We start from the raw sequence: 15297 nt of genomic DNA, 5'->3' as shown, positions 1-15297 counted from the left end.
ACCGGTCACCGGCACCAGTCACCGGCCCCCCGGTTCCGTGACCTGCCGTCACCCTGTCGTGACGGTGCGACGAAGCCCGGGCGTGTCACACCGCCCCAGCTACCGCACCAGCCACGCCATTTGGCACTCTGTGTCCGCCGAGGGGATGCACGGGGGAAGGCACCGAGGGGATGAAGATCATGAACGCGACACAGACAGGAAGGCCGGCGGGAAGGCCGGCGGCACAGCCGACCACAGGCACCACAGGAACACCCACGCCCGGAATGCCCGGTACGACCGGCAGATTCGGCGGCGACCCACGCGTCGGCTGGAGCACCAACGAGACGCCCCGCGTCCCCACCCTCCGCCACCGCCGCGACGGCATACTCCCCACTGTCGCCGCCGCCCTCTCCGTACGCGGCGCCACCCTCACCGGCACCGCCGCCCGCGGCGACCAGCCACCCGCCCTGCACCCCCTCGTCCAGGACTTCCTGGACACCCTCGCCAGCACCCAGCGCGACCGCTCCACCGGCCGCTGCGCCGAGGCACTCCTCATATCCCGGCACATCACCGTCGCCGACGAGGCCCGCAGCCGACGCGCCGCCCGCAAACCCATGACCAACGGCGAAGCCCGCAGAGCACTCAAACAAGCCAAACTCACCGCCCGCCGCATCCGCGAGGACGGCGACCCCCTCCACGGCAGCTTCGCCGCGCCCTGCCGCTCCTGCACAGCACTCAGCGCCCACTTCGGCGTCCGCATAGTCGACCCGTCGGCACCCACCCGCTGACACCCACCCCACCCGGGGCCCCCACCCCCGCGCACCACCGCACGACGGCGCCGCACCACACACGCCGGCCCATGACCTCAACGATCGAAGGGCAGATGCACACCGACCGCACCTCCTTCCCCAATCCCCCGACTCCGCTCGGGCCCGGGGGACCCCCATCCCGCTTCCCCGTAGCCGTCGACGCCGCACTGCGCGCCGCCGGATGGCAGCCCGGCCGCTGGGACATAAAGCAGGCCGAGATCTGGGCCGACGCCCTGCGCGGCCACACCTCCCCCGCCGGACACCGCCACGCGGTCTTCCCCGCCGCCGTGGAAGCCTGGGCGGAGTTCGGCGGCCTCCACATCACACCCCCCGGCCCCGGCCGCCAGATCGCTCCCACCGCCCTGCACCTCGACCCCCTGCACGGCCTCCACCTGGCCCGCACCCTCGCCGACCTCGGCCGCGCCCTCGACACCGAGGTCTGTCCCCTCGGCGAGGAACCCGAGACCCAGTCCCTCCTCGCCATCGACACAGAAGGCCGCGTCTACTCCCTCGACCACACCGGCGACTGGTACCTCGGCCCCGACCTCGACCAGGCCCTGGTCACCCTGGTCGCCGGCCTGCAACCGGTACGCCTGACAGCCCCCTGAGGCCCGTCCGACGGACCACGCCGAAGACGCGGGACTCAGCACGCCCCCCGAGAGCGGAAACCCCAGCGGCGTTGTCGCCGGTTGCCGACTCCCCCACACTCGAAGAACTGCGCGCGGGGCCCTCACCCGCCCCGCACCTGTGCCCATTCGGCGCTGCAGCCGTCCTCCGACCCGATCCGCCGAACAGGCCCCGGGCCTGGACCGGCCCTGGACCGGGCCTAGACCGGAATGACCGCCGACACCCGAAACCCCCCGGCCTCCGTCGGCCCCGACACGAAAACACCGCCCAGAGCGGCAACCCGCTCCCTCATCCCGAGCAGCCCGTTGCCACCCGACGGAAACCGCACCGACGCCCCCGACACCGGCTCCGGCGGCGGCTCGTTCTCCACCTGCATCGCCACCTCACCACCCCGATGAGCCAGCCGTACGTACGTCTTCGCACCCGCCGCATGCTTGTGGACGTTCGTCAACGCCTCCTGCACCACCCGATACGCCGTCTGCTCCACCTCCGCGCCGTACAACCGCGCATCCCCCTCCACCGACAGATCCACAACCATCCCCGCAGCCGCCGACTGCCCGACCAACTCCTCCAACTCCGACAGACAAGGCCCGTCCCCCGCACCGTCATCACCCTCCGCGACACGAGACGCAGCCACAGCAGCGGCCACCCCCACCGCCGCCAACGGCACACCCTGCACCCGCCGCTCCAGCCCCTCCCCCGAACGCAACACCCCGAGCATCTCCCGCAACTCGGTCAACGCCTGCCGCCCCATGTCCCCCACCAGAGCCGCGTTCCGCACAGCCTTCTCAGGGTCCTTCCGGGCAACAGCCTGCAGAGCCGCGGCATGCACCACCATCAGACTCACCCGGTGCGCGACCACGTCATGCATCTCACGGGCGATACGCGTCCGCTCCTCGTTACGCGCCCACTCCGCCCGCTCCTCGGCCCGCTCCGCCAACAACTGAAGCTCCCGCTCCAGACTGTCCGCCCGCTCCCGGAGACTCTCCATCAGCCGCCGACGAGCCCCCACATACAGCCCCAGAAGCAACGGCGGCGCGGTGACACCCAGGGACGTCGTGATGGCGACCACGGGAACGAACCAGTCCCCGATCTTCAGACTCCCGTCCGCCATGCCCTGATGCGACCGCACGAACGTCACGATGAGCGTCCCCACCATCGCCATCCCCGCCAACGCCCCGATGATCCGCCGGGGCAGCTCGGAAGCGGCGAGCGTGTACAGCCCGACGACGCCCATCAGAAAGCCCATCTGGGCCGGCGTAATGGCGATGGCCACCAGCACGACCGCGATCGGCCACCGCCGCCGCAGCAACAACACCGACCCGGCAACAAGCCCGAACACCATCCCGGCGGACACCGGAATCCCCGCGTCCCTGGCGAAGGGGATCCCCTCCGCCGCGCACTCCCCGGCGGACAGCAACGCGAGGCCCGCGTCAAGCACCGCACTGCGCCACCTGGTCCACCACCAAGGCCCGGTCAAGGCCGCGGTGTGGTCTTCCCCCGTCGTGGTCATGCGACCAGCCTACGTTCGCCACCCCCCGCTTTTCCGGCGAGTTTCGACGACTGGCCTACACCACACCACCCCTCACGACCACAATCGAACAGAAGCGAAACCCACCAGAATCCCTCGAACTGCTGAATCGCGCACCGTTCGACCCCGGAAGCGATGATTCCGCCCCGAGGGTTTGCCCATGGAACATGCATGTGGCAAGTACGCGGATTTCGAGGGGTTGCGGGAGCGGGCGGTGGAGTTGCGGCGGGAGGGCCTCAGCCGCCGCCAGATCCGCGACCAGCTTCGCGTCCACAACAACGACATCCTCAACCGCCTCCTGGAGGGCGAGCCGCCCCCGGACTGGACGAAGCGCCCGAACGCGAAGGACGACCTGAGGCACCGGGCGAGGGAACTCCGGCTCCAGGGCTGGACGTACGACCGGATCCAGGTGGAGCTGGGGTGTTCGAAGAGCTCGATCTCGTTGTGGGTACGGGACCTGCCGAAGCCGGAGCGGCGGGATCCCACGGAGCAGGCGAAGCTGGCGGGCCGGAAACGGTGGGAGCACGAACTGGCGGTACGGGGCGAGGAACGGCAGCGGACCAAGGCGGCGGCATCTCAGGAAATCGGCGAGATGTCCGATCGCGACTTGTTCATGACAGGCATCGCGCTCTACTGGGCCGAAGGCGGCAAGGACAAGCCCTACGCCCGTCGAGAGAACGTCATCTTCGTCAACAGTGATCCCGGCATGATCAAGGTTTTCGGGGCCTGGCTGGACCTTCTCGGGGTTGAGCGCGAGCGCCTGCGCTACAGCGTCATGATCCACGAGACCGCGGACGTAGCCGCAGCCGAGCAGTACTGGGCCGATCTCGTGGGTGCCGACCGATCCGCGTTCTACAAGACGACCCTCAAGAAGCACAACCCCAAGACGATCCGGAAGAACGTCGGCGACTCCTACCGGGGGTGCTTGGCCGTCAGGGTCCTAAAGGGGGCCGACTTGTACCGCCGTATCGAGGGATGGTGGTCTGGCATGGTGGTGGAGGCCGAGCGGCGAACCGCGTAGGCTTCCCCCGGTAATCCCCCGTGGTGTAATCGGCAACACACTCCGCTTTGGACGGTGTATTTCAGGTTCGAGTCCTGGCGGGGGAGCCATACTCAGTTCGGGTCCTGACTGCTCAGTCAGGGCCCTTACTCATGTCCTCCACGAAACCCCCCGGTATCCTGCGGATGTCCGCCCCGCCCCCCTCCGCAGCCGAAGGGCACACCCCGTGAGCGCCAATCGCCCCGCCGCCGTAGTCGTACTCGCAGCGGGTGAGGGCACCCGTATGAAGTCGGCCACACCCAAGGTCCTGCACGAGCTCTGTGGCCGTTCCCTGGTGGGCCATGTGCTCGCCGCCGCCCGCGAGTTGGACCCCGAGAACCTGGTCGTCGTCGTGGGGCACGCCCGTGAGCAGGTCACCGCCCGTCTGGCCGAGGCCGACACCGGCATCCGCACCGCCCACCAAGCGCAGCAGAACGGCACCGGTCACGCCGTACGCATGGGGCTCGAAGAGCTTGGCGGGACCGTCGACGGGACTGTTGTCGTCGTCTGTGGCGACACCCCGTTGCTCACCGGGGCCACCCTGCGCGCGCTCGCCGCGACCCATTCCGGTGACGGCAACGCCGTGACCGTGCTGACGGCCGAGGTGCCGGACGCGACCGGGTACGGGCGGATCGTGCGGGACGGGGCGTCGGGGGCCGTGACGGCGATCGTGGAGCACAAGGACGCGACCGACTCGCAGCGGGCGATCAGTGAGATCAACTCCGGTGTCTTCGCCTTTGACGGGCGGTTGCTCGCGGAGGCGCTGGGGAAGGTGCGGACGGACAACAGTCAGGGTGAGGAGTACCTCACCGATGTGCTGGGGATTCTGCGTGAGGCCGGGCATCGGGTCGGGGCCTGTGTGGCCGCCGATCATCGTGAGATCGCCGGGATCAACAACCGGGTGCAGCTGGCGGAGGCGCGCCGGATTCTGAACGACCGGCTGTTGACGGAGGCGATGCTCGCCGGGGTGAGTGTGATCGATCCGGCCAGTACGTGGGTCGATGTGACGGTGACCTTCGAGCAGGACTCGATCGTCCATCCGAACACGCTGCTCCAGGGGTCGACCCACCTCGCGGAGGGTGCGGAGGTCGGGCCCAACTCTCGGTTGAGGGACACCCGGGTGGGGGCGGGGGCGCGGGTGGACAACACCGTTGCCGATGGTGCCGTGGTGGGGGCGCAGGCCACCGTGGGGCCGTATGCCTATCTCCGTCCCGGAACCCGCCTCGGTGTGAAGTCCAAGATCGGTACGTACGTCGAGACGAAGAACACGTCGATCGGTGACGGGACGAAGGTGCCGCATCTGTCGTATGTCGGGGACGCGACGATCGGTGAGTTCACGAACATCGGCGCCGCGAGTGTGTTCGTGAACTACGACGGCCAGGACAAGCATCACACCGTCGTCGGGTCGCACTGCAGGACGGGTTCGGACAACATGTTTGTGGCGCCTGTCACGGTCGGAGATGGTGCGTACACCGCGGCCGGGTCGGTGATCACGAAGGATGTGCCGCCCGGTTCGCTGGCCGTGGCCCGTGGCCAGCAGCGGAATATCGAGGGCTGGGTGGCTCGCAAGCGTCCGGGGAGCGCGTCGGCGAGGGCGGCCGAGGCCGCTTCCCGGGAGCGGGGCGTCGAAAGGTGACCGGAAACGCGTGGGTCCGACTCGGGCTACCGTGATAGGTGCACACCCGCACACCCCCAGCTGAACAGGCCTCCCAGGGCTGATCACGGCTGAGACACCTCTGAGGAGACAGTGCTGTGACCGGGACCAAGACGACCGGCGGGAAGAAGAAGATGATGTTCTTCTCCGGCCGCGCCCACCCCGAGCTTGCCCAGGAGGTCGCCCAGCAGTTGGGGGTCGGGGTTGTCCCGACGAAGGCCTTCGACTTCGCGAACGGTGAGATCTACGTCCGTTACGAGGAGTCGGCGCGTGGCGCGGACTGCTTTGTGATCCAGAGCCACACGGCTCCGATCAATCAGTGGATCATGGAGCAGTTGATCATGATCGACGCACTGAAGCGTGCGTCGGCTCGTTCCATCACCGTGATCGTGCCGTTCTACGGTTACGCGCGACAGGACAAGAAGCACCGTGGGCGTGAACCGATCTCGGCGCGTCTGGTCGCGGACCTGATGGCGACGGCGGGTGCGGACCGCATCCTGACCGTGGATCTGCACACGGATCAGATCCAGGGCTTCTTCGACGGTCCGGTCGATCATCTCTTCGCGCTTCCGCTGCTCGCGGACTATGTGGGCGACAAGGTGGACAAGGGCAAGCTGACGGTCGTCTCGCCGGACGCGGGCCGGGTGCGGGTGGCCGACCGCTGGTGCGACCGTCTCGGTGCGCCGCTGGCGATCGTGCACAAGCGTCGTGACAAGGACGTGGCGAACCAGGTGACCGTCCACGAGGTCGTGGGCGAGGTCAAGGGGCGTGTGTGCGTGCTGGTCGACGACATGATCGACACCGGTGGGACGATCTGTGCGGCGGCGGACGCGCTGTTCGCGCACGGTGCGGAGGATGTCATCGTCACCGCCACGCACGGTGTGCTGTCCGGGCCTGCCGCCGATCGTCTGAAGAACTCGCGGGTGAGTGAGTTCGTGTTCACGAACACGCTGCCGACGCCGGGTGAGCTGAGCGGTGATCTGGACAAGATCACGGTGTTGTCGATCGCGCCGACGATCGCGAGTGCGGTGCGTGAGGTGTTCGAGGACGGTTCGGTGACGAGCCTGTTCGACGAGCAGTAGGACCGGCGGGTTCGGGTCTCGTACCTGCGGTTTTCGTTCCCGCAGGAACTGCCAAATCGGTTCTGCATGATCAACTTTTCTGCGGCCTCCCCCGCCGAGTACTCTGTTGAGGTTGCTCGGCGAGGGAGGCCGTGCCCGTGTTGCCCACGGGCCGGTGATCCGTTATCGACGCGCTCTTCGTAGCAGGCCGTTCGTGGCCGGGTGACCTGTCCGTCTCTCACCCGTACGAGGAGTGAAAAGCATGTCCGAGGTAAAGCTCACCGCCGAGCCCCGCACCGAGTTCGGCAAGGGCGCCGCCCGCCGCATCCGCCGCGAGGCCAAGGTTCCCGCGGTCGTCTACGGCCACGGCGCGGACCCCGTCCACATCGCACTGCCGGGCCACGAGCTCCAGCTCGCCCTGCGTACCCCGAACGTCCTGCTCACCCTGGACATCGAGGGCCGCACCGCGCTGGCGATCCCGAAGGCCGTGCAGCGCGACCCGCTGAAGGGCTTCCTCGAGCACGTCGACCTGCTCACCGTGAAGAGCGGCGAGAAGGTCACCGTCGAGGTCTACGTCCACACCGAGGGCGACCTGGCCCCCGGCGCCTACCTGCTCGAGCACGTGCTGAGCACGCTGACCGTCGAGGCCGAGGCCACGCACATCCCCGAGTCCGTCACCGTGTCCATCGCGGGCCTGGCGGCCGGCGCCTCCCTCCTCGCCAAGGACATCCCGCTGCCCGAGGGCACCACGCTGGCGATCGACGAGGACGCGGTCGTCCTCCAGGTCCTGGCCGCACAGGCGGAGGAAGCCTCCGCCGACGGCGAGGCCGAGACCACCGAGGCCTGATTCCCCCGGAGTCTTCGTCCGTCGGCCGCCGCTCCCACCAGGGGCGGCGGCCGACGCGTATCAAGGAGAGATGGACGTGACGACCGACGTGGGCGCCCCCTGGCTGATCGCGGGGCTCGGCAATCCCGGGCCGGAGTACGCGATGAACCGGCACAACGTGGGGTTCATGGTGGCCGACCTGCTGGCGGAGCGGATCGGCGGGAAGTTCAAGCGGGCCGGGAAGGCGCAGGCACAGGTCGTCGAGGGGCGCATCGGGCCGCCCGGTCCGGCGAGCCGTCGGGTGATCCTGGCGAAGCCGATGTCGTACATGAACCTGTCGGGGGGGCCTGTGAACGCGCTGCGCGAGTTCTACAAGGTGCCGCTCGGCCAGGTCGTGGCTGTCCATGACGAGCTGGACATCGACTACGGGATCCTGCGGCTGAAGCTGGGCGGCGGGGACAACGGGCACAACGGTCTGAAGTCGATGACGAAGGCGATGGGTGCGGACTACCACCGGGTGCGGTTCGGGATCGGGCGTCCTCCGGGCCGTATGCAGGTGGCCGACTTCGTGCTGAAGGACTTCTCGTCGGCGGAGCGCAAGGAGCTGGACTACCTGGTGGACCGGGCGACGGACTCGGTGGAGTGTCTGGTGACGGAGGGGCTGGAGCGGACGCAGAGCACGTACAACTCCTGAGGCGGAAGAAGCGCGGAAGAGGCCTGGAGCGGACCCGGGCCGGCGCGGGAGATACGTGGGTACAACTCGTGACTTTGCCGGGCAGGAGTTGACCGATCGCCCGACCATGGCCAATGATCCCGGCCATGCCAGCCTCCGCCCACCGCGCCAAGCCCGCCTCCGCCACCCTGCGGCTCGGGCGTCTTGGGCGGCTCGGGCGGTTCGCGGCGATGGGTACGGTCGCTGCGCTGATCCTGATCGCGGGTGTGTGGGCGTCCTGGGGGACGGCTCAGCACGTGATGCTCAGCAAGGGGCGCGAGCAGGGGACCATAACGGTGTCGGCGTGCGGCGACGAGGCGTGCACGGGTTCTTACCAGCCCGTCTCGGTGGGGTCGAGGGCCCGGGAGCGGGTCGTCCTGGATGCGTCGGTCGGGGTGCGGGAGGGCCGGACGTACTCGGTCGTGGTGAAGCCGGGCAGCAGTGATGTCGTACGTTCCGGGCCGGCGGGCATGTTGTACGCGTGGTCCCCGCTGGGCGGCGGGCTGCTGCTCGCGTCGGTCGTGGTGGCGGGCGGGCTGGGGCTGACGCGGGCGGGATGGGTGATGGCCGGTTCGGGGATCGCACTGCTGACGGCGGCTTTTGTGGCGCTCTGAGCGGATTCGGCTGTGGAGAATCCGTTCGTTCTCTGTTCGTGATTGACCGCAGGTCAGGCAGGGCACCATGCTGAGCCGCCCCCTCCACATCTTCCCCGCTCGATTCTCGAAGATGGACTGCCCCATGCGCACCCTCATCCGCGCCGGCGCGCTGACCGCCGGCGTCTCGGCCACCCTGTTCCTGGCCCCGGCCGCCCACGCCACCGCTTCCGGTGACAACGGCACCGTCAAGATCCACGACGCCACCACCGACGAGGCGCTCCACCACAACGAGCCCCACGTCTGCACCTTCTACCTCGACGCTTTCGGCTTCGACGCCGTCCAGGAGGTCGACTGGCACATCGAGGCGTGGGCCCCGACCGCCGCGACCAAGGGCGAGACGGTGAAGTCCGGCGAGATCACCCTGGACGCCGAGGGCCACGGCCGTACGGAGGACCTGTCGCTGCCCGACGGGCACTACAAGCTGTTCTGGAACTTCGAGGGCGAGAACGGCGCCGCCAAGCACAAGATGTTCTGGACGGACTGCGCGGCCCCCGGGGGTACTGAGGGGGGCGGCGCGACACCGTCCTCCTCGTCGTCGCCTACGTCGTCCCCTTCTTCGTCGCCCTCGTCGGCGGATCCGGACGGGGCGGCGGCCTCCCCGAGCGCGTCCGAGGCCGGTTCCGGCACGACGGCGGACCCGTCCGCGTCCCCTTCCGCTCAGGGCGGCGCGGGTGATCTCGCGGAGACCGGCAGCAGCGCCCCGACGGGTCTGCTGGCCGCCGCCGCGCTCGCGCTCGTCGGCACCGGTGGCTACCTGGTGCTGCGCCGCCGGAGCGCAGCCGGCAACTGACCCGCGTACGGCATGACGATGCCCCCCGTGCCGCTCAGGCGCACGGGGGGCATCGTCACGTTCCGGACCGAAGGGAACGGAACGGTCAGCCGGTGTTGCGCAGGCCCGCGGCGACCCCGTTGACCGTGAGGAGCAGGGCGCGGGCGAGGAGCGGGTCAGGGTCGGCGCCCGCTGCCGCGGCGTCGCGCTGGCGCTTGAGGAGGGTCACCTGGAGGTAGGAGATGGGGTCCAGGTAGGCGTCGCGGATGGTGAAGGTCTGCTGGAGGACGGGGTTGGCTTCCAGGAGCTTGTCCTCGCCGGTGATGCGGAGGACTTCACGGACCGTCAGTTCGTGTTCGGCGCGGATGGTGTCGAAGACGTGCTTGAGGTCGTCGGGGACGAGGGTGTCGACGTAGTGCTGGGCGATGCGCAGGTCGGTCTTCGCGAGGGTCATCTCGACGTTGGAGACGAAGTTGCGGAAGAAGTGCCACTGTTCGTGCATCTCGTCGAGCACGGTGTCGAGGCCGGCTTCGCGCAGGGCCTTGAGGCCGGAGCCGACGCCGAACCAGCCGGGCACGATCTGCCGTGACTGGGTCCAGCCGAAGACCCACGGGATGGCGCGGAGGCCGTCGAGGCCGGCGCCGGAGTCGGGGCGGCGGGACGGGCGCGAGCCGAGGTGCAGGTCGGCGAGCTGGTCGACGGGTGTGGCGGCGAAGAAGTACGACGGGAGGTCGGGGTCCTCGACGAGGCGGCGGTAGGCCGAGTGGGCCGCGTCGGAGACGAGGTCCATGGCCGCGTCCCAGCGGGCGAGGGACTCGTCGGACTGGCGGGGGGAGGTGTGCAGCGCGGAGGCCTGGAGGGTCGCGGCGACCGTCAGTTCGAGGTTCTCGCGGGCGAGCGAGGGGACCAGGTACTTGTCGGAGATCACCTCGCCCTGTTCGGTCACCTTGATCTCGCCTTCCAGGGTGCCCCAGGGCTGGGCGAGGATCGCGTCGTGCGAGGGGCCGCCGCCGCGGCCGACGGTGCCGCCGCGGCCGTGGAAGAGCCGGAGCCGGACGCCGTAGCGGTGGGCCACGTCGCGCAGGCGGCGCTGGGCGCGGTGGATCTCCCACTGCGAGGTGGTGATGCCGCCGAACTTGGAGGAGTCCGAGTAGCCGAGCATGACCTCCTGGACGTCGCCCCTGAGTGCCACGAGGCGCCGGTAGGACGGGTCGGAGAGCATGTCCTCCAGGATCGTGTCGGCGGCCTTGAGCTCGTCGGTGGTCTCCAGGAGGGGCACGATGCCGATCTTGGCCCAGCCGGCGTGCAGGTCGATGAGCCCGGCCTCGCGGGCCAGCACGGCGGCGGCGAAGACGTCGTCTGAGCCCTGGCACATCGAGATGATGTACGACTCGATGACCTCGGGTCCGAAGACGGCGAGGGCCTTCTTGACGGTCTCGAACACGCCGAGCGTCCTGGTGCCGGCCGCGTCAAGGGGCGCCGGGGTGGGGGCGAGCGGCCTGCGGGAGCGCAGTTCCTTGGCGAGGAGCTTGTTGCGGTACTCGCGGGGCATGTCCTCGTACCGCCAGGACTCCTCGCCGAGGCGGTCGAAGAGCTGGCCGAGGGTGTGGTGGTGGGCGTCGGCGTGTTCGCGTACGTCCATGGTGGCGAGCTGGAGGCCGAAGGCGGCGAGGGTGCGGATCGTGCGGTCCAGGCGGCCGTCGGCGAAGAGGCTGCCGCGGTGTTCGCGCAGGGAGGTCTGGATGAGGGTGAGGTCCGCGAGGAGCTGGCCGGTGCCGAGGTAGTCGCGGCCGGGCTGGTGCGGGGTGCCCTTGGCCAGGCGCTGCTTGGTGTTCTCGAGCTTCTGGCGGATGCAGGTGGCCTTGAGCCGGTAGGGCTCCTCGGCGTTGAGGCGCTTGTAGCGGGGGCTGATCTCGGGCAGCAGTTCGATGTCGGCCCGGAGGGACTCCAGGAGTTCCTCGGTGGCGCCCGTGTAGCGGATCGAGTTGGAGAGGAAGCCGCGCAGCTCGTCGATCAGTTCCAGGGCGTCGTTGATGCCGTGCTCGTGCTGGAGGATCAGGACGTCCCAGGTGACCTGCGGGGTCACGTTGGGGTTGCCGTCGCGGTCGCCGCCGATCCAGGTGCCGAAGGTGAGGGGGCGGGTGTCGTCGGGGAGCCTGACGCCGACGCGCTCCAGTTCGGCGGTGAGGTCCTCGAGTACGTCGCCGACGGCGCCGGCGTGCAGTTCGTCGAGGTAGTAGATGGCGTTGCGTGCCTCGTCCGCGGGCTCGGGGCGTACGACGCGCAGTTCGTCCGTCTGCCAGACGAGGTCGATGTTCTCGGCCAGACGGGTGTCGTAGCGGCGTCGGTCCGCCTCGATGACGGGGGTCTCCAGCAGGGCGGCGATGCGGCGCAGCTTGTTGAGGACGGAGCGTCTGGCCGCTTCGGTGGGGTGGGCCGTGAAGACCGGGCGGACGTTGAGGTTCCTGACCGTGGCGCGCAGGTGGTCGGGATCGGCGTCCTTGAGGCGGTCGGCGGTGCGGGCGAGGAGGCCGCCCTCGGCGGCGCGCCTGGCGCGCAGTTCACGGCCGCGGTGCACCTGCTCGGTGACGTTGGCGAGGTGGAAGTAGGTGGAGAAGGCGCGGACGAGCTTGGCGGCGGTCTCCAGCTCGGTGCCGCGCAGCAGCTCGGCGGCTGCCTCGCCGTCCTCGCGGGTCAGATGGCGGACCTTCTCCACGAGTTCCAGCAGTTCGGGGCCCTCCTGGCGGACGAGGGTCTCTCCGAGCAGGTCACCCAGGCGCCGGATGTCGGCGCGCAGCTCGCTGCTGGTCGTTGTGGTGACCTGGCCATGGTCGTCGGCACTGCTCACAGGTGCGGCTCCTTGCAGTGTGGAGGCTCGGCGGGAGGGTACCCGGCCGGTGTCCGGGCGGCCGAACCGCCCCGGAACCGGGTGCCGGGCGGCATGGGGGCCGGGCATCCGGGAAGAAAAGAGAGCGGACCGCGCTGTCCGACCGACTCAAGGATAGGTGTCGAGAGGAACGCGCAGGATTTCGGGCTCTTGCCGCCGGGCAACGCGCTGACATACTTACGACGCCGTAGGTTACGCAACCGTAGGGAGCCTGATCCGATGGCGCCCCTGGTTTCCGTGTCCCGGCATCTACCTAGACCCATCACCCCCCAGGGGATGCGTATGACCACCTCACCTTCCGATGCGACCGAAGACGCCGGGAAGAAGCCCGACGACTCCTCCCTGCCCTTGGCCACACTGGGTGGCGAACAGAAGCGTTCGATCGAGCAGATCACGCTTCTCCTCTTCATCACCGTCCCGTTCCTGGCGGTGCTGGCGGCGGTGCCGCTGGCTTGGGGCTGGGGGGTGAGCTGGCTGGACCTCGGCCTGCTCGTCTTCTTCTACTACCTGGGCTGCCACGGCATCACGATCGGCTTCCACCGCTACTTCACCCACGGTGCCTTCAAGGCGAAGCGGCCGCTGCGGATCGCGCTGGCGATCGCCGGTTCGATGGCGGTGGAGGGGCCGCTGGTGCGCTGGGTGGCCGACCATCGCAAGCACCACAAGTTCTCGGACGCGGAGGGCGACCCGCATTCGCCGTGGCGTTTCGGGGAGACGGTTCCGGCGCTGCTGCGGGGCCTGTGGTGGGCGCACATCGAGTGGATGTTCGATGAGGAGCAGACTCCGCAGGACAAGTACGCGCCCGACCTGATCAAGGATCCGGACATCCGGGCGGTCTCCCGTCAGTTCATCTGGTGGGCGATGCTGTCGCTGACGCTGCCCGCGCTGATCGGCGGGCTGGTGACGATGTCCTGGTGGGGCGCGTTCACGGGCTTCTTCTGGGGCTCCCTGGTCCGCGTCTGCCTGCTCCATCACGTCACCTGGTCGATCAACTCCATCTGCCACGCGGTGGGCAAGCGCCCGTTCAAGTCGCGGGACCGTTCGGGGAACGTGTGGTGGCTGGCCGTGCTGTCGTGCGGCGAGTCCTGGCACAACCTGCACCACGCCGACCCGACGTCGGCGCGGCACGGTGTGATGCGCGGGCAGCTCGACTCCTCGGCGCGGCTGATCCGTTGGTTCGAGAAGCTCGGATGGGCCTATGACGTGCGCTGGCCGTCACGCTCGCGTATCGATTCCCGTCGAAACACGGATCAGGACGGCTCTCGACGCCGGAAGGAGCCCGTGGAGGCGGCATGATTGACGGCGTGGCGACCGACCCCAGCAGCACTCCGAGCAATGAGAAACCGCGGCGCCCCCGCCGCACCCGGATGACGGGTGCCGAGCGCCGGGCCCAGTTGCTGGAGGTCGGCCGCACGCTGTTCGCCACGAAGGGATTCGAGGCCACGTCGGTGGAGGAGATCGCGGCCAAGGCCGGGGTCTCCAAGCCGGTGGTGTACGAGCACTTCGGCGGCAAGGAGGGCCTCTACGCGGTGGTGGTGGACCGCGAGATGCGGCGTCTGCTGGACATGGTGACGAGCTCCCTGACGGCAGGGCATCCGCGTGAGTTGTGCGAACAGGCCGCCTTCGCCCTTCTCGACTACATCGAGGAGCACACGGACGGTTTCCGCATCCTGGTCCGGGACTCCCCCATCCCCCAGTCGACGGGTTCCTTCGCGTCGCTGATCTCGGACATCGCCACCCAGGTGGAGGACATCCTGGGGCGCGAGTTCAAGAGCCGCGGCTTCGACCCGAAACTGGCCCCGCTGTACGCCCAGGCCCTGGTCGGCATGGTCGCCCTGACCGGCCAGTGGTGGCTGGACGTACGCCGCCCGAAGAAGGCGGAGGTGGCGGCACACCTGGTGAACCTGGCATGGCACGGGCTGGACGGGCTGGAGGCGAAGCCTCACCTGATAGGGCGGCGGAAGGCTTGAGTCCCCTACGGGTTCAAGGGGGCGGGCGCCCTTCGGGCTTCAGGCCCGGGTGATCGCCTCGCCGATGACGAAGCCCTTGGCGGGGCCGCTGGGGATGACGGCTTCGGTGCCGTAGGGGACTCGGTGCTCGTCCTCGTACGTGGCCTTCTTCCGGTTCGGCGCTGTGAGGACGAGTACGGCGCCCTCGCCGTCGAAGTCGTCGATGATCACGTAGGTGGCGATCCCGGCGCGCGCGTACTCACGGCGCTTGCGCACGCGGTCGCGCTCGACGCTCCGGGCGCCGGGTGAGACAACGTCGATGACCATGGGAACACCTGCCGCGTCGACGCCGAGACCCTCCTCGTCAGGGATCTCGTCAAGATCCTCGGGGCCGAGGAAGAGGTCGGGGATCCAGGACTTGCGCCGATGGATCACATTGGCGTCCTGGTGCGCGACGTACTCTCCGCCGGACAGGTGAGCTTCCAGAGCACGCCGCGTGCGGCTGATGACTACGGCATGGCGACGGCGGCCTGTTGGCGACACCTCGATGGCACCCTCGATGATCTCGGCGCGGTAGCCCTCGGGGAGCTCCATGGCCTTCCAGGTCTCCCAGAGGATCTCGTCGACTGAGACCGACTCGTTCGTCACCACCGGGATCACCTCATGCGCGAGAGCAGTCATCAAGAAGCACCTCCTCGTTCAGTGTGGGCGCGGGCGCCACTTCGGCACAAGCGACACCCGAACGCTAAGTGGTTCGCGCCGTAAGTCCTTCGGGGGTTGACGTCGGAGGCGGTGCTG

14 protein-coding genes and 1 tRNA gene are annotated in these 15297 nt (G+C 69.1%); 12 read left to right on the top strand and 3 right to left on the bottom strand.

The window, feature by feature from the left end; translation table 11 throughout:
• Nucleotides 1-179 precede the first annotated feature (179 nt).
• Nucleotides 180-767, top strand: a complete 588-nt coding sequence (locus RB628_RS11750) for a YwqJ-related putative deaminase (protein ID WP_412180637.1) — start codon at nt 180-182, stop codon at nt 765-767.
• 95 nt (nt 768-862) lie between these two features.
• Nucleotides 863-1396: an SUKH-3 domain-containing protein gene (locus RB628_RS11745; protein WP_412180642.1), complete on the top strand. Its 534-nt coding sequence runs from the start codon at nt 863-865 to the stop codon at nt 1394-1396.
• A gap of 218 nt (nt 1397-1614) precedes the next feature.
• Here the strand turns inward: RB628_RS11745 and RB628_RS11740 are convergent, their stop codons facing one another.
• Nucleotides 1615-2928, bottom strand: a complete 1314-nt coding sequence (locus tag RB628_RS11740) for a sensor histidine kinase (RefSeq protein ID WP_318320293.1) — start codon at nt 2926-2928, stop codon at nt 1615-1617.
• A 178-nt stretch (nt 2929-3106) separates the two neighbouring features.
• Between RB628_RS11740 and RB628_RS11735 the strand changes: the two genes are divergently transcribed.
• From RB628_RS11735 to RB628_RS11700, 8 genes are all read left to right on the top strand, one after another.
• Nucleotides 3107-3967, top strand: coding sequence for a hypothetical protein (locus tag RB628_RS11735; protein ID WP_318320292.1), 861 nt, complete (start codon nt 3107-3109; stop codon nt 3965-3967).
• Nucleotides 3968-3981: 14 nt separating this feature from the next.
• Nucleotides 3982-4056, top strand: a tRNA-Gln gene (locus RB628_RS11730).
• A 116-nt stretch (nt 4057-4172) separates the two neighbouring features.
• Nucleotides 4173-5621 carry a bifunctional UDP-N-acetylglucosamine diphosphorylase/glucosamine-1-phosphate N-acetyltransferase GlmU gene (glmU, locus tag RB628_RS11725; protein ID WP_318320291.1) on the top strand — a complete coding sequence of 483 codons (1449 nt, stop codon included), beginning with the start codon at nt 4173-4175 and terminating at the stop codon, nt 5619-5621.
• Nucleotides 5622-5737: 116 nt separating this feature from the next.
• Entirely contained in the window at nt 5738-6721 is a 984-nt protein-coding gene (locus tag RB628_RS11720) for a ribose-phosphate diphosphokinase (RefSeq protein WP_318320290.1), read from the top strand.
• Between the two features lie 241 nt (nt 6722-6962).
• A complete protein-coding gene (locus tag RB628_RS11715; protein WP_318320289.1) occupies nt 6963-7547 on the top strand; it encodes a 50S ribosomal protein L25/general stress protein Ctc in 585 nt (194 codons plus the stop codon).
• 70 nt (nt 7548-7617) lie between these two features.
• Nucleotides 7618-8220, top strand: coding sequence for an aminoacyl-tRNA hydrolase (gene pth / locus RB628_RS11710; RefSeq protein WP_318320288.1), 603 nt, complete (start codon nt 7618-7620; stop codon nt 8218-8220).
• 125 nt (nt 8221-8345) lie between these two features.
• Nucleotides 8346-8852 (top strand): hypothetical protein, encoded by a 507-nt coding sequence (locus RB628_RS11705; RefSeq protein ID WP_318320287.1) that lies wholly within the window; start codon nt 8346-8348, stop codon nt 8850-8852.
• A 124-nt stretch (nt 8853-8976) separates the two neighbouring features.
• Nucleotides 8977-9684, top strand: a complete 708-nt coding sequence (locus RB628_RS11700) for an LPXTG cell wall anchor domain-containing protein (RefSeq protein WP_318320286.1) — start codon at nt 8977-8979, stop codon at nt 9682-9684.
• An 85-nt stretch (nt 9685-9769) separates the two neighbouring features.
• Here RB628_RS11700 and ppc read toward each other — a convergent pair whose 3' ends face one another.
• A complete protein-coding gene (gene ppc / locus RB628_RS11695; RefSeq protein WP_318320285.1) occupies nt 9770-12511 on the bottom strand; it encodes a phosphoenolpyruvate carboxylase in 2742 nt (913 codons plus the stop codon).
• Nucleotides 12512-12832: 321 nt separating this feature from the next.
• Here ppc and RB628_RS11690 point away from each other — a divergent pair, with 321 nt between their 5' ends.
• Together RB628_RS11690 and RB628_RS11685 are read left to right on the top strand one after the other, a co-directional pair.
• Nucleotides 12833-13846 carry an acyl-CoA desaturase gene (locus tag RB628_RS11690; protein ID WP_318320284.1) on the top strand — a complete coding sequence of 338 codons (1014 nt, stop codon included), beginning with the start codon at nt 12833-12835 and terminating at the stop codon, nt 13844-13846.
• Nucleotides 13843-14520: a TetR/AcrR family transcriptional regulator gene (locus RB628_RS11685; protein WP_318320283.1), complete on the top strand. Its 678-nt coding sequence runs from the start codon at nt 13843-13845 to the stop codon at nt 14518-14520. Before RB628_RS11690 ends, RB628_RS11685 begins: the two co-directional genes overlap by 4 nt.
• A 39-nt stretch (nt 14521-14559) precedes the next feature.
• Here RB628_RS11685 and RB628_RS11680 read toward each other — a convergent pair whose 3' ends face one another.
• Nucleotides 14560-15180: a Uma2 family endonuclease gene (locus RB628_RS11680; protein WP_318320282.1), complete on the bottom strand. Its 621-nt coding sequence runs from the start codon at nt 15178-15180 to the stop codon at nt 14560-14562.
• Nucleotides 15181-15297 lie beyond the last annotated feature (117 nt).

The sequence above is a fragment of the Streptomyces sp. ADMS genome (assembly GCF_033441795.1).
In the GTDB taxonomy this organism is placed as follows: domain Bacteria; phylum Actinomycetota; class Actinomycetes; order Streptomycetales; family Streptomycetaceae; genus Streptomyces.
Note: the sequence above shows the minus strand (reverse complement) of the source record. Positions and strands in the feature narration are given on the sequence as shown.